The organism is Gordonia jinhuaensis, assembly GCF_014639795.1.
Taxonomy (GTDB): Bacteria; Actinomycetota; Actinomycetes; order Mycobacteriales; family Mycobacteriaceae; genus Gordonia_B; species Gordonia_B jinhuaensis.
The window spans coordinates 1-20,665 of record NZ_BMGC01000038.1 but is presented as its reverse complement, the minus strand read 5'-3'; the positions used below and the strand labels follow the sequence as shown (position 1 = coordinate 20,665).

Here is a 20,665-nt window from a genome sequence, read left to right as displayed (position 1 = left end):
GTGGTTCCGGAATCCTCGAGGAGGTTGCCATGGCGCGTCCAGCGCTCGGTGCCGATCCTGCCGCCGGTCCCGATCCCGATGTTGATGTCGACGCCGCCCGGCACGGCAACGAACGATCGCGGTCGATCCTGTCCCGCCGTCGCGTACCCGACGGTTTCGGCCGGTCGGCACCGAAGATCACCAGCACGGTGCTGGGTGTCCTCGCGGCGATCTCACTGCTGTCGAGCCTGTCGATCGGGTTCCGTCACCTCATTCGCGTACCGCGCGGCTACGTCGACGACTACATCATCTCGATGCCCGACACCAGCTTCGCGTGGGCGTTCGTCCTCGCACTGGTCGCCGGCGCACTCGGTGCGCGCAAGCGGATCAGTTGGTGGGTGACCGTTGCCTACATCGTGATCTTCGGTGCCACCAACGCCCTGTGGTTCATCCCCGCAGTCGCCTCCGGATACGACGTGAGCACCACGGAGCGGATCAACATCGGCATCGGGCTCGCATTGCAACTGGTCGCCCTGGCCTATCTGCTCGCGTCGTACCGGCAGTTCTACACACGGGTTCGCCCCGGTGCGATCTGGCGCTCATTCGTGGTGCTGGCGCTCGGACTGGCGGCGGCGACACTACTCGGCTGGGGTCTGGTCGAGTTGGCGCCGCACGACCTCGAATCCGACGAGCGGCTGGCGTATGCGTTCAACCGGGTGGTCGCCTTCGCCTCCATCGACAGACGTACGTTCAACGGACATCACGCCTACGGGGTCATCAACGGTCTGCTGGGTCTGCTGGGCGCGCTCGCGCTGATCGCGGCGGCTGCGGTGCTGTTCCGTTCACAACGCCTGACCAATCTGATGTCCCCGACCGACGCCCGGGTGATCCGCGAACTCATCGCGGCCTACGACGACGACGATTCGCTGGCGTACTTCTCGACCCGCTGCGACAAGGCCGTCGTGTTCGCCCCCAACGGCAAGGCGGCGATCACCTACCGGGTTGAGCTCGGCGTCGGGCTCGCCGGCGGCGACCCGGTGGGCGACAGACGCCACTGGTCGGCCGCGATCGCCGAATTCGTCTCCGTCTGCGACCGTTACGGCTGGCGACCGGGGGTCATGGGGGCCAGTGAACGCGGCGCCGCGATCTATGCCGACGCCGGATTCACCACCCTCGAGATGGGCGATGAGGCGATCGTGCACACCCGCGACTATCGACTGTCGGGACCGGGCATGCGGCCGGTGCGTCAAGCGGTCACCCGATGCCATCGCGCCGGTGTCACGGTGCGAATCCGCCGGCACCGCGAACTCAGCGCCGACGAGATGCACAGCGTGATCGCCGACGCCGACGCCTGGCGTGACACCGCCGAGGAACGCGGCTTCTCGATGGCACTCGGCCGCCTCGGAGACCCCGAGGACGGCGACTGCCTCCTCGTCGAGGCGCTGATGCACGCCGACACCCCCGACGAGACGCGGATCGGGCTGTTGTCGTTCGTGCCCTGGGGGCGCACCGGGGCCTCACTGGATCTCATGCGCCGCGACCACACCGCGATCAACGGGGTCGTCGAGACCATGGTCAGCGATTTCGCACTCGACTCGGCCCGGTTCGGCATCAGCGAGATCTCGTTGAACTTCGCCGCGTTCCGAACCATCCTCGCCGAGGGCGACCGCATCGGCGCCGGCCCCGTCATGCGACTGGCCCACGGCGCGTTGATGTTCGGGTCGCGGTTCGTGCAGATGGATTCGCTCTACCGCTCCAATGCGAAGTACCAGCCCGAATGGGTCCCGCGCTACCTCTGCTGTGAAGACACCCGCAAGATCGTCTGGGTGGGACTGTCAGCGGTGGTCGCCGAGGGTTTCGTGCAGCTCCCCGTATTCGGCAGGCGCACACGCACATACGGCAGTGTCGACTCCTTCCCGTCGAACCTCGACGCGGACACGGTGATCGCGGAGGTACGCGCCGATCGGGACACCGGCGTCCCCGCACCACACCGCACCGAGCAGGTCCGCGTGCGACTGGACAAGCTGGCCAAGATCCGCGACGACGGCATCGACCCGTATCCGCCGGCCTCGGCGCCTTCGCACCGGATCACCGCAGCACGCCAATCTCCGCCGGGCACAGCGGTATCGGTCGCCGGACGGGTGATGCGGTTACGTGACTTCGGCTCGGTGGTGTTCGCCGACCTCGAGGACCTCAGCGGTGAGATCCAGGTGCTCGTCGACGCACCGGCACTGACCACCACGGCAACACATCTGACCGACGACGTCGATCTCGGCGACCTCATCCGGGTGGACGGCGTCATCGGCCACAGCCGCACCGGAGAGCTGTCGGTGCTCGCCGATTCGTGGACGATGCAGGCCAAATGCCTACATCCGTTGCCAGACAAGTGGAAGGGCCTCTCCGATCCCGAGACCCGCGTGCGGGCACGCCATCTCGACCTCGTCGTCAACCCCGCAGCGCGCGAGACACTCGCCACGCGCGCCGCGGTGATCCGCGCGATGCGCGATCACCTCTACTCCCTCGACTTCCTGGAGGTCGAGACCCCCATCCTGCAGACCGTGCACGGCGGCGCCAATGCCGAACCGTTCCGCACCCACATCAACGCCTACGACCTCGACCTGTACCTGCGGATCGCACCGGAGCTCTACCTCAAACGGCTGTGCGTCGGCGGTGTGGAGCGCGTGTTCGAACTCGGCCGCAATTTCCGCAACGAGGGGGTCGATTTCAGCCACAATCCCGAGTTCACAAGCCTCGAGGCCTATCAGGCGCACGGCGATTACATGACGATGCTCGACATCACCCGCGACATGATCACCGCGGCTGCGATTGCCGCACATGGCTCGCCGGTCATCCTGCGTCCGGCTGACTCGGGCGAAGGCGACTCGGGCGAAGGCGACTCGGGCGGATTCGACTCCATCGACATCTCCGGCCCCTGGCCGGTGCGCAGCGTCTATGACGCCGTCTCCGACGCGGCCGGTACCACGATCACCGTCGTCACCGGCGACGACGAGCTCCGTGCGGTGTGTGAACGGCTCGACATCACACTGAACCCGGAGTGGGATCATGGGCAGATCGTGCTGGAGATGTACGAACATCTCGTGGAGGCGCGCACCACGATGCCCACCTTCTACATCGACTTCCCCACCTCCGTGTCGCCGCTGACGCGCGATCATCGCAGCAAACCCGGTGTGGCCGAACGGTGGGATCTCGTGGCGTGGGGAGTCGAGTTGGGGACGGCCTACACTGAGCTCACCGATCCGCTGGAGCAGCGCCGACGGTTGACCGAGCAGTCCGCGCTTGCCGCGGGCGGCGATCCCGAAGCGATGGAACTCGACGAGGACTTCCTCGACGCACTGGAGTACGGAATGATGCCCACGGGCGGGCTGGGGATCGGAGTCGACAGAGTGGTGATGCTGGTGACGGGCCGATCCATCCGCGAGACGCTGACATTCCCGATGGCCAGACCACGGTGAGCGGCGATCCTCGCACGCCCGCGAGCCCGGGCGACGCCGACCGAGATGCCGCCGGCGAGTTCATCGAGGTCGCCGGTCTGCAAGTGCACACACTGCGCGACGGGCAGGGGCCGCCGATCCTGCTGCTGGCTGCGCTGGGCAGCAACTGGTTCGACCTGCAACCGCTGACCGTCGAACTCCGCGACCATTGGCAGGTGCTGCGCTACGACCGGCCCGGCTACGGGCTGAGTCAGCCTCGGCAGTTCGGTCGTGTACCCACTCTGCAGGGCGAGATCGACCGTATCCGAGCCGTTCTCGATCATGCCGGCGCCGACAAGGCCGTCCTGGTGGCGCATTCGATGGCGAGTCTGTACGCCGAGGGGTTCGCGCGGGCGCTGCCCGACCGGGTGTCGGGCATCGTGATGATCGAGGGCAGTTACGTGACCGTGCCGTGGCGCATCGTGCCGCCGCGGTTGCGCGTGATCGACGGACATCTGCTGATCGCCGCTGTCGAGGCCATCGGCATCACGCGCCCGCTCCTGAAGCGATTCGGCGCCAACCGCCTTCGCGCGATGTTCCTGCCCGCACCGCCGGGCGGCTTCACCGATCATGAGAAGACCTGGGCACCCAGGGTTTTCGGCGGCCACAACATGTTGCTGGCCACCATCACCGAGAATGCGGCATTCCCCACCGAGAATCTCTCGCTGCGTCAGCTCCGCCGCGACCGTGACCTACCCGAGGTGCCCAAGGCCGTGATCGCAGCCCTGCCTCGCGGACGCCGCTGGGCCAGGATCTGGGCGACCAAACAGAAGAGCTACTCACGCATGCTCGGCGCGAAGTTCCATGCGATCCGGCCGGCCCGTCACTTCGTGATCCTCGAACGGCCGCATGAGGTCGCCGAGATCATCGACGAGACATTCGGTCGCACACATGAGGAGACCCGGTGACGCAGCGCATCGATGCGGCGCAGGCGGCACTTCAGGCGCAGATCCCCGATGTCCCCGCGACCGCCCCGTCGATCTCGGCTGCGGTGTTCGACGCAACGGGGGTGATCGCGTGGGTCGGGCACGGCGAGCCTCGTCGCGACGGCACAGCGCCCACCCGATCCACGGTGTATCGCATCGCGTCGATGTCGAAGAGTTTCCTGGCTGCCGCGGCACTGTCCCTGCGCGAGGCGGGATCACTCGATTTCGATGCTCCCGCAGTCGATTACGTCCCGGAGATGAGGGGGATCACCTACCGAGGTCGAAGGGTCGAGCCGACCATCGCGATGTTGCTGGCCAATCGTGGTGGGTTCGCCGAGGACAACCGGTGGGGTGATCGCCACCTGGGTGCCACACGCGAGTACATCGGGTCGCTGGTCGCCGCGGGCATCCCTCTCGCACTCGCCCCCGACACCGCCTATCAGTACTCGAATCTGGGTATGTCCCTGGTGGGACGCGCGATCGAGACAGTGTGTGACGCACCCGTCGAAGAGGTTGTCCGGCAACGGATTCTCGATCCGCTCGGACTGACGTCGACCGTCTACGACCACCACCTCCTGTCTCCCGAGACCGATATCGCCATCGGCCGGCGCACCTTCGACGGCGGCGCCACCTGGGTGGATGAGCCGTTCCTGCAACCGGGTGCACTCGGATGTATCGGTGGTCTGTTCAGCACCGTCGACGATGTGGCGGCCTGGGCGTCGTTCCTGGCGTCGGCATTCGGCGACCAACCGCGACGGCACGATGTGCTGTCGGCCGCGTCGAGACTGCAGATGCAGCGCCCGCACACCGTCATCACCTCGGCCGACCGAGATATCACCGGCGAAAATCTCGACGGCGCGGGTTATGGCTACGGTCTCGTGATCGAACAACACCGCCGGTTCGGTCGAGTCGTCGCACACTCCGGCGGGCTGCCGGGATTCAGTTCGCATATGCGCTGGCATGCCGAGACCGGTGTGGGAACCGTGGTGTTCGCCAACAGCGACGCCATCTCGACCGGCACGTACTCGACTGCTCTGTTACTCGATGTCCTCGAACGCCTCGATGCTCCCGCCGCCACCGTCGGGTTGTGGCAGGCGAGTGTCGAGGCCGCGGCACTCGTCGACGAGATCATCTGCGGACGGCACGGCTTCGTGGCGGTCGATCCGCGCGGAGCGGTCTTCGCGGCGAATGTCTTCGCGGATATACCGGCCGATATCCGCATCGCCCGGCTGCGCGTGCTGGTGGACGCCATCGGTGGCCTCGCCGACCATCCGACGCCGTTCGGTGAGCGCATCACCTCCAGCCCAACCGCGGCGATTCTGCGATGGCAGATCCCGGGACGCTGCGGGGCGTTGTTCTGTGAGGTCAGGATGATCGGGTTGGCCACACCGCTCGTGCAGTCGGTGTCGATCGATCTCGCCGACGCCAGCGGTCTGCACGCAGTGCACGCGGCAGCGGGCGTCGGTGATCACGTCAGGCCGAGCGGGCAGACGCACGCGCAGGAGTGACCTGCCGCGCGGTCACCGGCATCTGGTCGGATCAGAGGTCAGGCGAGAAGACGCTTGAGCTCGGCCGAGGTGACGAGTCGTTCACCCTCTTCGGGCAACATGCGGGCCAGACGCGCCCGCGTACGGAATCCCGGGCGAAACAGAAAAGTCCACGAGGCACGGCGCTGGGCCGACGACCTCAGTAGGCGTGAGTCATGCCAGGGTGCTCCTGCCCCATATGCCATCTTCACGACCGATCACTTCCTTGCCACTTCAAGGTGCCTGATACCAGATTTGATATCACACATTGCGTGTATGACGCTCCCCGAAAATGCGAACTCGGAGGGTTTATCGCCACAGTCATCGATTCGGTTACCGGTGCGGCCAACGGCTTTACCGCGGGTCACGCCGCCTCAGCGCGTGTGTGTGGCCTTCGCCACTCACGAAGCCGATGTTACGCGAGTGAACTTTGTTATCGATGTGACACGCGGATGAGACCTGTCGGCGTCGTTGATCAGGCCTGTCGGCGTCGTTGATCAGGAGAGCATCTCGGTTCGATACTGTGCCGCGAGATCGAGAGCACGCTGCTGCCGGACCGCCTGATCGGCCGGCGAGAGATCCGGCGGCGGTGCAGTGGGTCCGTCCACTGCGTCACCCACGCGAGTGAAGTACTCCTCCTGACCTGCGGGTGAACACATGCACAGCATTCGCGCCGGCGAATCGCCTGCATTGCGGAAGCGATGGGGTGCGTTGGCCGGGATGTTGACACTCGACCCGGCGCCGACCACCGTCACGTCGCCGCGGAAGGTGAACTCCACCTGACCGGACACGATGATGAACAGTTCCTCGAAATCGTGGCGGTGTGGGGGCGGGCCGCCGCCGGGCGGTACACGCATGTCGATCAGGCAGTACGCACCGTTCGTCTGTTCGCCGGTGAGCAGCATCGAGTACGTGTCGCCGACCAGAGAGACCCACCCACCAGCGGGGTGTTCGTCGTCGACGACAGACAATGTCCGGGCGAGGTCGTCCGGCGGGATCGCTCCCGCGGCGTCTGAACCGTGGATCTTCTCGGTCATGGTCTCGGCCTCCCATCGCGTTGTTTCGACACCGTCGTCGGTTACCACCAGCCGGATCAGCCGGCGAGTTCGGTGAAGTAGTCGCGCAAACTGCGCGGCTCGCGTCCGAGCACAGCAGTGAGAGTGATCGGCGAGCTGACTATCCCCGAGTGGTCGTAGTGCTCGAACATCGCCCGGAGCGGAGCCGACGCGTCGATGTCGTCGGGGTCGAGCCGTTCCGCTCGGACGGGTCGACCAGATGCCTCGGCGATGAGCGCAGCCACCTCATGCCGGTCGAGTTGGCCTGCCGAGGCCAACTCGAATGTGCCGCCGAGCAAGGAGTCGGTGGTCAACCCGAGGGCAGCGACCTCGGCAACATCCCGGTAGTCGACCCGCGAGAATCGCGTCGACACGGCCCACGGTTCGGCTAGTACACCCGAGGAGATCGTGCGATCCCAGGACGCCGCGTAGTTCTGGAAGAACAGCGCCGGTTGCAGGATCACATAGTCCATACCGGAGTCGTATATCGCCTGTTCCACTGGCCTTTTCGCGGCGTGGTTCACCAGGTCGAGCGATGGGTGTATCACCGACGAGAACACAATGCGTCCCACCCCGGCGCGCTGCGCTGCATGGACGAAGGCCACTCCGGCGTCGGCCTCGCCATCGAGAAATGCCGGTGCGATGTAGAAGGCCGCATCAACACCGGCGAGCGCCGCACGGACCGAGGCAGGGTCGGTCAGGTACCACGTCGTGTGCACCGCGTTCGAGGACGGCGTCGCGCCGGCGAGGATCACGGACCATACCGCGCACCCGCGCTTCGCGGGAGGCGAGCGCCGGTACCACCTCACCCGCCGCCACTCCAGCGGCGCCGACCACGAGAACCGTTGGCGCCGTGGGCCCGCGCGGTACATCTGCGGCTGTCGTCACTGTCAGCCTGCCTTCCCCAGTACCGGAGCCGACGGGCGCAGACCGGCGATGTAGATGTCGCGCTGTCGACGTAGCGCGTCCGACCACGAATCACCGCCGCTGAGCGGCTGGACCAGCAGCGCCCCGAAGGCGATCAGGTCAGCGGCGGTGACATCGGCGCGGATGGTCCAGTCGCGTCGGCCCCGATCGAGGACCGAGCCGACCGAATCCCGGATCTCTGCCTGCAGCCGCCGTGACTCGTCGCCGAGTTCACTCGGACCGCCGTGCAGCGGGAGGATGAGCTGATCGCGGTGATCGATCACGTTGTCGTAGTAGTCGACCAGGGCCGCGATCGCCGGGCCGTCAGCCGCTGCGGCGGTGCCCGCCAGCTCGGCGACGATGCGGAACGAACGCTCGGTCAGCGCATCGAGTAGCGCCTCTCGGGTGGGGAAGCGCCGATACAGCGTCGCGACCCCGACACCGGCAGCGTCGGCGATCGCACTCATCGGCACCGCCCTGCCCTCACGCACCATGGTGGCCACCGCGGCAGCGAGGACGCGCTCGGCATTCTCGAGCGCATCGCGTCGCGGCCGCCGAACGTGCTCGACCGCGTGCAGTCCACTATCGGAGACGGTCATGCCCGCACCTCCCAAGTGAGAGTAAGTCGTCCACTTGGAAGCGAGACTACGCCTCGATCAGGAACCGTGTCAGGTCAGGCGAGAGCTGTCATTCCGCTTTCACCGGTTATCCCCCGATGTATGGGAGCGACAGCGAGCAGCTCGGTGTCGGCACAGCGGGATCGAGCTCGTGAAGGACCACACCCATGGCGTATCGGCCGTATAGCACGCCCTGATGGTCGTCGAGTGCCAGAGGGCAACCCGACTGCAAGAGAATGTTCGTGACATTCGGGCCGGTCAAGAACATCGACGACGTCGGGGTCACGGTGGTGTCGGTCGCCGAGGCGATCACCACGTAACGCACGTTCGGATCGACCCCACCGTGGGGAGCCCGGTCATTGATCTCATGGACGTAGGCAGATCCTTGGACCTGTTGGACGCTCGATCGCAGGGTCAGTGCGTCGAGCAGCGGCGTCACCGCCGGATCGTCGCCGAGCCGCTGTGCGATCGGTCCCAGAAGCCAGTCTGACAACAGCCCCCCGGCGTCGGTTCCGTGGTTGGTGGGCTCGACACCAACGAAGGTGTTGACCACGCGGTTGCCACCGAGATAGGAGAGGTAGTAACGCGGCATCGAACCGCCCTGCGAGTGTCCGACGATGTCGACCTCGGGCGCACCGGTCGCGGTGCGGACACGATCGACGAATGCAGCGAGTTCTCGTGCCGAGTCCTCGATCGGCGCGGTACCGCCGACCACATCGATCACGCCACCGATCCTGATGGTCGCCTGTACGCCGAAGTTGAACGCAAACACGCAGAATCCGGCGTTCTTCAGCATCGGAGCGAGAGTGAACCAGTCGATGGTCATGTTCGCCTGCGTGCCGTGCACCAGCACGACCGGACGCGGATGCGCAGGGCTCGGACGGCACGACCAGTCGTTCGCTCCGGGCGGGGGCGCATCGGGGTGCGTGACAAGGTAGTTCACCGCGTCGAGGCCGCTGAAACGAACCGGCAGCGGCGACGCCGACGCCGACGCTGCTCCGACAAACGTCCCTATCACAACCGCGGCGACCGACATGGCCAGCCCGATACGTCTGACGAACCCGCCCAAGTTGCGTCCTCCGACATGCTCGTAATGCCCACGAATTGGGAAGTAATCGTTCAGGTGAACGATTGGACTCATCGTGCGAAATCGGTGGACGAAGAGCAACCGACGACGGGGCAGATCACATCGCAACGTCGTGGGAGAGGCCAGTCGACTCGAACCGGAAGAACGGAGACAGTCGACTACAGGCCGGCGAGATTGTCGTGAATCCACTGCAGGGCCGTGACACCCGGACTCACCTCGAAGTGCGCATAGTCCACATGTGCCCCCGAACGCAGGAAGTCGTCGTAGGCGTTGATCTGCTGACGTGCCTTGGCATCGCTGAGTTCACCCGCCACCGCCGGCGCGCCACCGGAGATCAGCAACTGCCCGAAAATGGCGGCCGCCTCCGCGTAATACTGCGGGATTTGCGTGGGATCGGGATCGGAGGTCTCCGCGAGGAATCCCGCCACCCGACTGACGTAATAGTCCTTGCGCAGATTGCAGTACATGTCGCCGGGTGCGCAGATCGAATGGACCTTCGAGGTGACCCAGCCGAAGCCGCCCTGACGAGGACCCCCGCTGCCCTGCCCGGTCAGCCGCGGGCCGACCAGCGGGTCGCCCGGAGCGCGGCGCGGATCGGCCAGCAGATCCACCGAGACGAGCTTCGACGGCGCAATCGATCCGTGTCCGGTGCCGATCTCGGCGGCGACATCACCGGCGGCATCAGCACCCTGGCTGTAGCCGACCAGGGCGATACTCGCCGAGGGACACCGAGCGACGAGTGACGCTGCCTGGGCGTTCGCGTTGGCGATCGCAGTGGCCTTCGACTTGCCGTACACCGCGCCGCCGTCGTCCCAGGGGAATGCGGTCGCGTCGTAGCGGATCTGGCGCACCACCACGTCAGCCGGGAGATTCGATACTGCCGGCCCGAGCATGCCGTGCACTGTGGCGCCCGAATTGGTTTCCCAGGTACCGGGGATCACCAACGCGTAGACCCGCGCACACGACGCGGCCGATGCCGTACCCGCCGAGCCGATGGTGCCGACCAGCGAACCGGCGAGTCCGCCGATCACCGCCGCCGCTGCAGCAATCCGCCGTATGCGAGTACTTTTCATCGCCAAAACTCCCCAAGCGCAGCGCAGTCCGGGTCGATCCCATCCCGGCGCGACGTGCGGCCACCAGAGGCAGTGGCCACCGTCGAGCGACTCGAATCTAACCCAGCACCGGCTCACCCGCAGCGCCACGACGCCCGGGGGCGCAGATGTCAGACGATGTTCAGCGCTGCGCCACCTGGGTGGGGACGATGGGTGCGGGCAGGTCTGTGTCCGACATCAGCTTGCGGTCCAAAGCGGCTGCCGCAGAACGTCCTTCGGCGATCGCCCAGACGATGAGTGACTGTCCGCGCCCGGCATCACCGGCCACGAAGACATTGGGAACGGTCGACTCGAAGTTCTTGTCGCGCACCACCGAACCGCGTGCGTCGTACTCCACACCCAGTTTGTCGAGGAGATCGCCGCGCTCGGGGCCCACGAAGCCCATCGCCAGCAACACCAGATCACAGTCCAGCTCGAAATCGGTGCTCTCCAGCTTCTGGAAACGACCTTCGCGCATCACGACCTCGTGACCACGCAGACCGGTCACATGACCGTTCTCGCCGACGAACTCCTCGGTGTTGACCGAGAACAGGCGCTCGCCGCCCTCCTCGTGGGCCGAGGACACCCGGAACATCAGCGGGTAGGTGGGCCACGGCGTGGTCAGGGCACGCTCCTCCGGCGGACGCGGCATGATCTCGAACTGGTGCACGATCTCGGCGCCCTGGCGCAGCGCGGTGCCCAGGCAGTCCGCGCCGGTGTCACCGCCGCCGATGATGACGACCTTCTTACCCTCGGCGGTGATCTGGCCCTCGATCACCTCCCCGTGTGCGGCACGATTGGCCTGGGGCAGGAACTCCATCGCCTGATGGATCCCGTCGAGCTCACGGCCGGCGATCGGCAGATCACGTCCGATGGTCGACCCATTGGCCAGCAGGATCGCGTCGAACTGCTCGCGCAGTTCGTCGACGGTGATGTCGACGCCCACGTTGACGCCCGGGCGGAACACCGTTCCCTCGGCCTCCATCTGCTCCAGACGGCGGTCGATCACCCACTTCTCCATCTTGAACTCAGGGATGCCGTAGCGCATCAGACCGCCGATGCGATCGGCACGCTCGAACACCGTCACCTCGTGACCGGCGCGCGTGAGCTGCTGTGCGGCAGCGAGTCCCGACGGTCCGCTGCCCACCACGGCGACCCGCTTGCCGGTGGAGGTCGACGGCTTCACCGGCTCGATCCAGCCCTCGTCGAAGGCGTTGGTGATCAGCTCCACCTCGACCTGCTTGATGGTCACCGCCGGCTGGTTGATACCCAGCACACACGACGCCTCACACGGGGCCGGGCACAGCTTGCCGGTGAACTCCGGGAAGTTGTTGGTCGCGTGCAGCCGGTCGATACCGTCGCGCCAGCGATCCTTGTACACCAGGTCGTTCCACTCAGGGATCAGGTTCCCCAGCGGACAGCCGTTGTGGCAGAACGGGATCCCGCAGTCCATACAACGGCTGGCCTGCGATTCCAATGTCTCGTGGGAGAAGTCTTCGTAGACCTCTTTCCAGTCGAGTAGACGCAGATCCACCGGGCGACGCTTGGGCGTCTGGCGCTCGGTGATCTTCAGAAAACCTCGGGGGTCAGCCACGTGCGGCCTCCATGATTGCTTCGTCGACGTCGCGGCCGAGCCGCTCCGCCGTCGAGATGGCTTCGAGCACCCGACGGTAGTCACGCGGCATGACCTTGGCGAAGTGCTCGCGGTTGTTCTCCCAGTCCGACAGGATCTCCCTGGCGACCGAGGAATCGGTCTCGTTGGCGTGGCGTGTCACTGTCTGCGACAGGAACGCCAAGTCGTCGTCATCGAGTTGCTCGATGTCGACCAGTTCGGTGTTCAGGTTGCCCGACAACTGGGCATGTGGGTCGTAGACGTAGGCGATACCGCCGGACATACCCGCAGCGAAGTTGCGCCCGGTCGGTCCGAGGATCACCACACGGCCACCGGTCATGTACTCACAACCATGGTCGCCGATTCCCTCGACCACTGCGGTGGCACCGGAGTTGCGCACGCAGAACCGCTCTCCGGCCATGCCGCGCAAGAAGATCTCGCCCGCAGTGGCACCGAAGCCGATGACGTTGCCGGCGATGATGTTGTCGGAGGCGTCGAAGCCCTCGGGTGCGTTCTGCGAGGGCCGCACCACGATGCGCCCGCCCGAGAGCCCCTTACCCACATAGTCGTTGGCGTCACCGGAGACCCGCAGCGTCACACCGCGGGGCACGAAGGCACCGAAGCTGTTGCCCGCGGAGCCCTCGAAGTCGATGATCACGGTGCCGTCGGGCAGACCCGTGGCGCCGTAGCTCTTGACGATTTCGTGGCCCAGCATCGTGCCGACGGTGCGGTTGACGTTGGAGATCTTGGACGAGAAGCTCACGCGCTCACCGGAATCGATGGCCGCGCGGCTCTTGGCGATCAGCTCGTTGTCGAGTGCCTTGTCCAGCCCGTGGTCCTGCTTACGACTGCAGTACAGGTCCTGGTTCATGAACGGCGACTCGACCTCGGCGAAGATCGGCGACAGGTCGAGCTTGCCGGCCTTGGCACTGCTCCAGTGCTTCATCGCCTTGGTGGTGTCGAGCGCCTCATAGTGACCCACCGCCTCCTGCAGCGTGCGGAATCCCAGACGTGCCAGGAGTTCTCGCACCTCTTCGGCGATGAAGAGCATGAAGTTCTCCACGAACTCCGGCTTGCCGGCGAAGCGCTCACGCAGCACCGGGTTCTGGGTGGCCACACCCACCGGGCAGGTATCGAGGTGACAGACGCGCATCATCACGCAGCCCGAGACCACCAGCGGTGCGGTGGCGAAGCCGAACTCCTCGCCGCCGAGCAGCGCGGCGATCATCACGTCACGGCCGGTCTTGAGCTGACCGTCGACCTGCACCACGATGCGGTCACGAAGCCCGTTGAGCAGCAACGTCTGCTGGGTCTCGGCCAGGCCGAGTTCCCACGGCGCACCGGCATGTTTGAGCGAAGTCAGCGGAGCCGCGCCGGTGCCACCGTCGTGGCCGGAGATGAGGACCACGTCGGCGTGAGCCTTCGACACACCGGCGGCGACGGTGCCCACACCCACCTCGGAGACGAGCTTCACGTGGATGCGCGCCTGCGGGTTGGCGTTCTTCAGATCGTGGATCAGCTGGGCGAGATCCTCGATCGAGTAGATGTCGTGGTGCGGCGGCGGCGAGATCAGGCCCACGCCGGGCGTCGAACCACGGACCTCGGCGACCCACGGGTACACCTTGTGCGGCGGAAGCTGGCCGCCCTCACCGGGTTTCGCGCCCTGCGCCATCTTGATCTGGATGTCGGTGCAGTTGCTCAGGTAGTGCGCGGTCACGCCGAATCGGCCCGAGGCCACCTGCTTGATCGCGCTGCGACGCCAGTCGCCGTTCTCGTCGGGGGTGAAGCGCGACGAATCCTCGCCACCCTCACCGGAATTGGACCGGCCGCCGAGTCGGTTCATCGCGATTGCCAGCGTCTCGTGTGCCTCGGCAGAGATCGAGCCGTAGCTCATCGCGCCGGTGGAGAAGCGCTTGACGATCTCGCTCGCCGGTTCGACCTTGTCGATCGGGATCGGGTCACGGTCGCCGAAATTGAAGTCGAACAGCCCGCGCAAGGTGCCCAGGCGCGTCGACTGGTCGTCGACGAGCTTGGTGTACTCCTTGAACACCGAGTACTGACCGGTGCGCGTGGAATGCTGCAGCTTGAACACCGTGTCGGGGTTGAACAGGTGGTATTCGCCCTCACGGCGCCACTGGTACTCACCGCCCACCTCGAGCCGGCGGAACGCCCGCTCGCTGGGGCGATCGGCGAATCCGAGCCGGTGGCGGATCGCGACCTCCTCGGCGATGTCATCGAGACCGATGCCGTCGAGATGGCTACGCAGACCGGTGAAGAACTCGTCGACCACATCCTGCGACAGGCCGATCACCTGGAACAGCTGCGCGCCGGTGTAGGAGGCGATGGTGGAGATACCCATCTTGCTCATCACCTTGAGCACACCCTTGCCCGCCGACTTGATGTAGTTCGCGACGGCCTTGTCGTACTCCACGCCACGCAGCGACCCGCGGTCGATCATGTCCTCGATCGACTCGAAGGCCATATAGGGGTTGATCGCACCGGCACCGAAGCCCACCAGGCAGGCCATGTGGTGCACCTCGCGGGCATCACCGGCCTCCACGATCAGGCCGACCTGCGTGCGGGTCTTCTCCTTGACGAGGTGGTGATGCACCGCGGCGGTGAGCAGCAGCGACGGGATGGGCGCGAGGACCTCGTCGGACTCGCGGTCGCTCAGCACGATCAGGCGGACGCCGTCGGCGATGGCCGCCGAGACCTGGGCCCGCACATCATCGAGCGCCTTGCGCAGTCCGGCGCCGCCCTCGGCAACCGGGTAGAGCCCGTAGATCTTGGCGCTGCGGTAGTCCGGGTGCTCGCCGTCGTCGTTGATCCGCTCGAGCTTGGCCAGCGAATCGTTGTCGAGAATCGGTGTGGGGAGCACGATCTGGCGACATGACGACTCGGTGGAGTCGAGCAGGTCACCTTCCTTGCCGATCACCACCCGCAGGCTGGTGACGATCTCCTCGCGGATCGCATCCAGCGGCGGGTTGGTCACCTGGGCGAACATCTGCTGGAAGTAGTCGAAGAGCATCCGCGAACGCGCGGAGAGCACCGCGATCGGTGTGTCGGTGCCCATCGAGCCGATCGACTCAGCGCCGGTGGCGGCCATCGGCGTGATGAGCATCTTGAGGTCTTCGTGGGTGTAGCCGAACACCTGCTGACGCAACAGAACCCGATGGTGCGGCATGTTCTCGTGCGGACGGTCGGGCAGATCCTCCAGGCGCATCATCCCCGACTCGAGCCACTCCGCGTACGGGTGCTCGGCGGCGAGTTCGTCCTTGATCTCGTTGTCGTCGACGATGCGGCCCTGCTCGGTGTCCACCAGGAACATCCGGCCCGGGCGCAGACGCAGCTTCGCCACGATGTCCGATGGGTCGATGTCGAGCACGCCGACCTCCGACGCCATCACCACCAGACCGTCCTTGGTGACCCAGATCCGGCTGGGGCGCAAGCCGTTACGGTCGAGCACAGCGCCGACCACCGAGCCGTCGGTGAAGCACACCGAGGCCGGCCCATCCCAGGCCTCCATCAGTGACGCGTGGTACTCGTAGAAGGCCCTGTGCGAGGGTTTCATCCCCTCGTGGCGCTCCCACGCCTCGGGGATCATCATCAGCACCGCATGCGGCAGACTGCGGCCGCCGAGGTGCAGCAGCTCCAGCGTCTCGTCGAAACGCGCAGTGTCAGAAGCACCTTCGGTGCAGATCGGGAAGATCTTGTCGGCGGTGCCCTTGCCGAAAACACTGGTGTCGATGAGCGCCTCGCGCGCACGCATCCAGTTCTCATTGCCCGTGACGGTGTTGAACTCACCGTTGTGCGCGACCCGACGGAAGGGCTGAGCCAGCGGCCACGACGGGAAGGTGTTGGTGGAGAAGCGCGAGTGGACCAGGCCAAGGGCGCTCTCCACCCTGTCGTCCTGAAGGTCGAGGTAGAACGCCTGGAGCTGCGGAGTCGTCAGCATGCCCTTGTAGACGAAGGTGCGCGACGACAGGCTCGCGAAGTAGGCGGTCTCGCGGCCCGGTCCGTCTCGACCGGGACCCTTGTTACCGAGTTCGTGTTCCACACGCTTGCGGATCACGAATGCCCGACGTTCGAGTTCCAGCCCCGAGGCGCCACCGACGAACAGCTGACGGAAGGTCGGCATGGCGTCACGCGCCAGCGCACCCAGCGACCGGTCGTCGGTGGGCACGTCACGCCATCCGAGCATCGTCAGGCCCTCGGCCTCGACGATCTTCTCGATGGCCTCGCTGGCCAGTGCGGTCTCCCCCGAAGCCTGCGGCAGGAAGCCGATACCCGTCGCGTACTCGCCCTCGGCGGGTAGCTCGAAGTCGACGACCTCACGCAGGAAGCGGTCGGGGATCTGAATCATGATGCCTGCACCGTCGCCGGTGTTGGGTTCAGCACCCGCAGCACCGCGATGTTCGAGGTTGAGCAGTGCGGTGATCGCCTTGTCGACGATGTCGCGCGTGCGTCGGCCGTGCATGTCCACAACGAACGCGACACCACAGTTGTCGTGCTCGTTGGCCGGGTTGTAGAGCCCGACGGGGTCCGGATACCGGTGCCCGGCGAAGTGATGAGGCTGGTTCATAAGTCATTCCTCGACAGCACGACACGGCAGACGTGACGCGCACAATATGAGCAAACGTTACGGCACAGCCTAGCCACGGTGTGTCAAGATCAGATCAACCCACCCCGACCTGGGCAAACAGGGGAAATCCGACGTGCCCGCATGCCCTGGTTGTGCCGCACAGCGCCGTTGCTGAACGGAGATCCCCACGGAGTCACGTGGGATCGCCACGAGATCCGCAGGACGAATCACAGAATTTTCTCACGCTGATGCCATCGGACTGAAATCGCACTGGTCAGGGGTGTGAGGGCCAGTGATCAGGATGCGACGGATTCCGTCGCGTCCTCGTCGTGATCGGATACCGGGGTGTCGGTCGCGCGACAGACACCAGATAAGCCCTGACCAGCATGTCCTCTATTCTGTCGTGGGCCGAGGGGGGGTTCATGTGGGCAGATGTTCGCGAGGCCGAAGCGGCCTACAGGACACAGAGCGATGACGACGCGAACGCCCCGGATGATGCCCACCCCTACGATTCCCCCGATGTCGAAACCACCATCGGTCACACATTGCCTGAGGTGGTGATCGTTCCCGCCCATCCGGCACTCGACGGCAGCGGTGTGGAGATCGAACTGGCGACCCTGAAGGGCGAAGGATCGCTGGCGGTGGTTGCGTACTCGAGCCTGCAGGGGCTCGTCGATCAGCGCGGAGACGCACAGCCCTGGGTGGCTTACCGCGGCCCGGCGATGCTCGAGATTGCCGGTGGGCTGCCGGTCGTTCTCGACCCCATACCGGGGTTGGTCAACGTGGTGTGGACCCCGGAACGATTGAAGGCGCTGGAGGAGACCGTCGATGAGTGATCTGCATGTCGTATTAGGTGACCTGGACGGGCTGTCGAGCCGCTTCGCGCAACAAGCCGACGCCTATCAGGCGCTCATACCGAAGATGTCGCCCCCTGCCGCAGGTACCGGCAACGGAAGCGTCAACGCCACGGTCGCCGCCGTGATGGACTTGTTCACGCTCCTGCATCCCCAGATGGTGGCGAGCATCGAGTCGCACTCGAAGAAGTTGCACAACGCACGAGAGGCGTACAACCGCACCGAAGAGGTCAACCGGAACCGCTTCCTCTACGACGACCTCGTGGAGGGATTCAAGTGAGTTGGGTCGGTGGCGATATCGCCGGTTTGCAGCAGATGGGAAGTCAGCTGCAAGCGGTCCCCGGCCTTCTCAACGGGATCGTGTCCGAACTCGCCCACGATGTCGACAAGCTCGGCGACGACGCCTCGTGGAGTGGTGATGCCGCGCAGGCTTTTCGCAAATCGTGGACGTCTGACTCCGTTCGCGTGGGGGCCATCGGCTCGGTGGCCAAGACTGCAGGCGACACGATCTCGCAGCTCGGCAATGCCCTCGACTCGCTGGAACGAGCACTCTACGACGAAGCGCACGCGTGCCAGGCTGACGGCGCCCAGATCGGAGCGGACGGCACACCGCTCGGGCTCGTGATCCACGGCGATCCGAACGCAGCAGTCGCTGTGAGGGCCCGAGCAGCCCAGGACGAGTACAACGCCTTCTGGAGCAAAACCAAACAAGCCGCGGAAGAAGAGCGCCTCGTCGCGGGAAAGACGTTGGCGGGGCTCGTCGACGACATCGTTCCCGACGATCCGAGTAAGGCGTTGAGTCCCCAGCAGGCCACGGATCTTGCCGGCTACCTGCGTGGGCTCTTCGTGGCGCCGGGCGAGGCGAATGCGGAGATCCGCAAGTCAATGCCGGGGAAGATCACGGATCTGAAGAAGCAACTGAGTGGCGCCGAAAAAGCACTCGACTCCGAGATCACCAGGTACGTGAAAGAGGGCACGAATGTCGACGCGGTGCATTCCGCACGTGCGACCACCAAGGAGCTCGGTTCCCGGCTCGAAGACCTCAAGGGAAAGCTGGCCGACGCCAAGGCGGGCAAGTGGGAAGCCCCCGGGACGAAGGCACTCAATATGACGCTGGGTGAGCTGGCCGACGTGGACGTCAAGGGGATGAGGGTGAAACTCCCTGCGGCACTGGACTTCATGAAGGGGATGCCGGTGCTCGACGTCGCCGCACCGACGATTTCCGCCGAGTTCGCCGTCAAGGACGATGTGGAGAAGGGCTGGAGTCCAACGGCGGCACGCGCGAACGACTACACCGCCGCGGCAGCTGGAATGGGCGGTGCAGCACTCACGGCCGCCGGGGCAACGATGGTCGTTGGGGCCGCTCACATTGAGGCCGGGGTGGGTGCCGCCGTCACGTCAGCCGTGGCAATCGGAGCCGCCGGAGTGTTCACCGGCAACTTGGCCAGCAGTGCCCTCCACGAACATTGGGGAGACGACATTCACAACCACGGTGTGATGGCCGGACTGATGCACGGCACATCCAACTCCTTTTCCAAGGCGGGCAGCGACACGCTCGACCTCGGCAAAAGTCTCTGGCATTCGGTGTTCTGACATGGCATTCGACGCACATGGGTATCCACTGCCCGAGGTGAAGGGCCTGGGCACGTCGTGGTACGAACGAGACCGCGGGTATTTCACGAGAAGGATGGGCTGGACCCTCGTGTTCATTGCGTGGGGTGCCATCATGGTCTATTTGGACTTCGTCGTCGTCTCCGGAATTGCGAGCCTCTACACGTCCTGGGTGCACTACCTCGTACTGGGCGTCGGCATCGCTATCTTCATCGGCAGCCTGGTGTGGGCCTACCGGCAGTTCAACGGCGTTCCGGAGGAGAAGGAAGCGGGCTGTCCCCGGATTCTTTACAACCCGAGAGCCCGGCCGTTGAAGCCGGGCACGTCGAAACGAATGATGCGTGGCGCCACGCTGATGGGGCCGATGGCCGTTGCCGGCTCGGCGGCCGCGGGCCTGGTCGCCATCGTCGGCGCCGTGTTCTTCGCCGGGCTGCCGATCATGATGGCGGTATTCTCCATGCAACGATACGTCAGCCGAGCGGAATTCCTTGCCGTACAACGGTATGGAACCCGGAATCACCCCCGCGATCTCGTGACGCAGGGCAGTGGGCCGTCATAGCCCTCACGCCCTTCTGGCACAAGACTTTCTGATGATGACTGACCCTGGCGACTGTTCTTGGACTCCAATTCCCGAGGTGCGACTACTCGGCCGCACCTGGTACCGCCGCGGAACGCGATACTGGTTGCGACGGACCGGCCTAGCGTGCTTCTACACCCTGATCGCCGTCCTGATGTTCTGGATCGACATCGTGCTGCTTACATCAATTGCCGCCAGCTTTCATGGTTCGGCGTGGTACGCGGCCGTAACGATCGGTTGCTGTGTGCTGGCAATCAGCGTCATCGTCGGCTTCCGATCACTGCGACGGAGCAAGCACGACAAGGACATGGGCTACCCCATGGTCATCAATGCATACTCGTCAAAGGGATTGACAAAGAGCGGACGACGCCGGGCTGGACTGTTTGGCGGTAGCACGGGCGGCGCTGCGGCAGCAGGATCGACGGCGGCAGGTGGACTCGTGCTTCTGGGATCGGTCATTTTCGTCGGTTATGCAGCAGCAATTGCGTTCTCGTCGTTCCAGCGCTATCTCACTCGCGCCGAGTTCGAAGCGGTACGGCAGTACGGGACGAAGAAGCACCCCAAGACCCCCACACCGTAAAGGTCTCTCTGGCACCAAGTTCTCTGATGACTCACTTCTCTGGAGGCGATTCTTGAACACCAATCACCTAGTGTCTCGTTTCGTTAATACGTTTTGGGTTGAGCTTTCTTCAGGATTTCGTCTGCGGTTTTTGTCCATACGAAGGGGTGTTTGCGGTCGTTCCAGCCGTTG

The 20,665-nt window shown here is 65.2% G+C and carries 15 protein-coding genes; 8 read left to right on the top strand and 7 right to left on the bottom strand.

Annotation, left to right across the window (positions count from 1 at the left end; translation table 11 throughout):
- Nucleotides 1–29 precede the first annotated feature (29 nt).
- Genes lysX through IEW22_RS17170 form a run of 3 tightly spaced genes read left to right on the top strand, consistent with a single transcriptional unit; the run spans nt 30 to nt 5,904 of the window.
- Complete coding sequence (gene lysX, locus IEW22_RS17180; RefSeq protein WP_188588183.1) at nt 30–3,452, top strand: bifunctional lysylphosphatidylglycerol synthetase/lysine--tRNA ligase LysX; 3,423 nt, start codon at nt 30–32, stop codon at nt 3,450–3,452.
- Nucleotides 3,449–4,378: an alpha/beta hydrolase gene (locus IEW22_RS17175; protein ID WP_188588181.1), complete on the top strand. Its 930-nt coding sequence runs from the start codon at nt 3,449–3,451 to the stop codon at nt 4,376–4,378. The genes lysX and IEW22_RS17175 overlap by 4 nt, the downstream gene beginning before the upstream one ends.
- Nucleotides 4,375–5,904 (top strand): serine hydrolase domain-containing protein, encoded by a 1,530-nt coding sequence (locus tag IEW22_RS17170; RefSeq protein WP_188588180.1) that lies wholly within the window; start codon nt 4,375–4,377, stop codon nt 5,902–5,904. Before IEW22_RS17175 ends, IEW22_RS17170 begins: the two co-directional genes overlap by 4 nt.
- A 515-nt stretch (nt 5,905–6,419) precedes the next feature.
- On the opposite strand, the gene IEW22_RS17165 is transcribed toward IEW22_RS17170, so the two are convergent.
- The 7 genes from IEW22_RS17165 to gltB form a co-directional block, all read right to left on the bottom strand.
- Nucleotides 6,420–6,959 (bottom strand): cupin domain-containing protein, encoded by a 540-nt coding sequence (locus IEW22_RS17165; RefSeq protein WP_188588178.1) that lies wholly within the window; start codon nt 6,957–6,959, stop codon nt 6,420–6,422.
- Between the two features lie 56 nt (nt 6,960–7,015).
- Complete coding sequence (locus IEW22_RS17160; RefSeq protein ID WP_229742853.1) at nt 7,016–7,732, bottom strand: NmrA family NAD(P)-binding protein; 717 nt, start codon at nt 7,730–7,732, stop codon at nt 7,016–7,018.
- A gap of 135 nt (nt 7,733–7,867) precedes the next feature.
- Nucleotides 7,868–8,482 (bottom strand): TetR/AcrR family transcriptional regulator, encoded by a 615-nt coding sequence (locus IEW22_RS17155; RefSeq protein WP_188588176.1) that lies wholly within the window; start codon nt 8,480–8,482, stop codon nt 7,868–7,870.
- Nucleotides 8,483–8,588: 106 nt separating this feature from the next.
- Entirely contained in the window at nt 8,589–9,641 is a 1,053-nt protein-coding gene (locus IEW22_RS17150) for an esterase/lipase family protein (RefSeq protein WP_229742852.1), read from the bottom strand.
- Between the two features lie 104 nt (nt 9,642–9,745).
- Complete coding sequence (locus tag IEW22_RS17145; protein ID WP_188588172.1) at nt 9,746–10,660, bottom strand: cutinase family protein; 915 nt, start codon at nt 10,658–10,660, stop codon at nt 9,746–9,748.
- A 160-nt stretch (nt 10,661–10,820) separates the two neighbouring features.
- On the bottom strand, nt 10,821–12,272 hold the full coding sequence (locus IEW22_RS17140) for a glutamate synthase subunit beta (protein ID WP_188588169.1): 1,452 nt from the start codon (nt 12,270–12,272) through the stop codon (nt 10,821–10,823).
- Nucleotides 12,265–16,872 carry a glutamate synthase large subunit gene (gltB, locus tag IEW22_RS17135; protein ID WP_188588167.1) on the bottom strand — a complete coding sequence of 1,536 codons (4,608 nt, stop codon included), beginning with the start codon at nt 16,870–16,872 and terminating at the stop codon, nt 12,265–12,267. The genes IEW22_RS17140 and gltB overlap by 8 nt, the downstream gene beginning before the upstream one ends.
- 422 nt (nt 16,873–17,294) lie before the next feature.
- Between gltB and IEW22_RS17130 the strand changes: the two genes are divergently transcribed.
- From IEW22_RS17130 to IEW22_RS17110, 5 genes are all read left to right on the top strand, one after another.
- Nucleotides 17,295–17,708, top strand: coding sequence for an SAV_915 family protein (locus IEW22_RS17130; RefSeq protein ID WP_188588165.1), 414 nt, complete (start codon nt 17,295–17,297; stop codon nt 17,706–17,708).
- The gene (locus IEW22_RS17125; protein WP_188588163.1) at nt 17,701–18,006 is read left to right on the top strand and encodes a DUF6317 family protein; all 306 of its coding nucleotides are present in this window, start codon (nt 17,701–17,703) and stop codon (nt 18,004–18,006) included. Before IEW22_RS17130 ends, IEW22_RS17125 begins: the two co-directional genes overlap by 8 nt.
- The gene (locus IEW22_RS17120) at nt 18,003–19,319 is read left to right on the top strand and encodes a WXG100 family type VII secretion target (RefSeq protein WP_188588160.1); all 1,317 of its coding nucleotides are present in this window, start codon (nt 18,003–18,005) and stop codon (nt 19,317–19,319) included. The genes IEW22_RS17125 and IEW22_RS17120 overlap by 4 nt, the downstream gene beginning before the upstream one ends.
- A gap of 1 nt (nt 19,320) precedes the next feature.
- The gene (locus IEW22_RS17115) at nt 19,321–19,896 is read left to right on the top strand and encodes a hypothetical protein (RefSeq protein WP_188588158.1); all 576 of its coding nucleotides are present in this window, start codon (nt 19,321–19,323) and stop codon (nt 19,894–19,896) included.
- Between the two features lie 76 nt (nt 19,897–19,972).
- Entirely contained in the window at nt 19,973–20,494 is a 522-nt protein-coding gene (locus IEW22_RS17110) for a hypothetical protein (RefSeq protein WP_188588155.1), read from the top strand.
- Nucleotides 20,495–20,665 lie beyond the last annotated feature (171 nt).

Coding starts and splice junctions, on each gene's coding strand:
- IEW22_RS17115 (WP_188588158.1), top strand. CDS start 19,321: ATGGCATTCGACGCACATGGGTATCCACTGCCCGAGGTGAAGGGCCTG.
- IEW22_RS17165 (WP_188588178.1), bottom strand. CDS start 6,959: ATGACCGAGAAGATCCACGGTTCAGACGCCGCGGGAGCGATCCCGCCG.
- gltB (WP_188588167.1), bottom strand. CDS start 16,872: ATGAACCAGCCTCATCACTTCGCCGGGCACCGGTATCCGGACCCCGTC.
- IEW22_RS17145 (WP_188588172.1), bottom strand. CDS start 10,660: ATGAAAAGTACTCGCATACGGCGGATTGCTGCAGCGGCGGCGGTGATC.
- IEW22_RS17155 (WP_188588176.1), bottom strand. CDS start 8,482: ATGACCGTCTCCGATAGTGGACTGCACGCGGTCGAGCACGTTCGGCGG.
- IEW22_RS17130 (WP_188588165.1), top strand. CDS start 17,295: ATGTGGGCAGATGTTCGCGAGGCCGAAGCGGCCTACAGGACACAGAGC.
- IEW22_RS17125 (WP_188588163.1), top strand. CDS start 17,701: ATGAGTGATCTGCATGTCGTATTAGGTGACCTGGACGGGCTGTCGAGC.
- lysX (WP_188588183.1), top strand. CDS start 30: ATGGCGCGTCCAGCGCTCGGTGCCGATCCTGCCGCCGGTCCCGATCCC.
- IEW22_RS17150 (WP_229742852.1), bottom strand. CDS start 9,641: ATGAGTCCAATCGTTCACCTGAACGATTACTTCCCAATTCGTGGGCAT.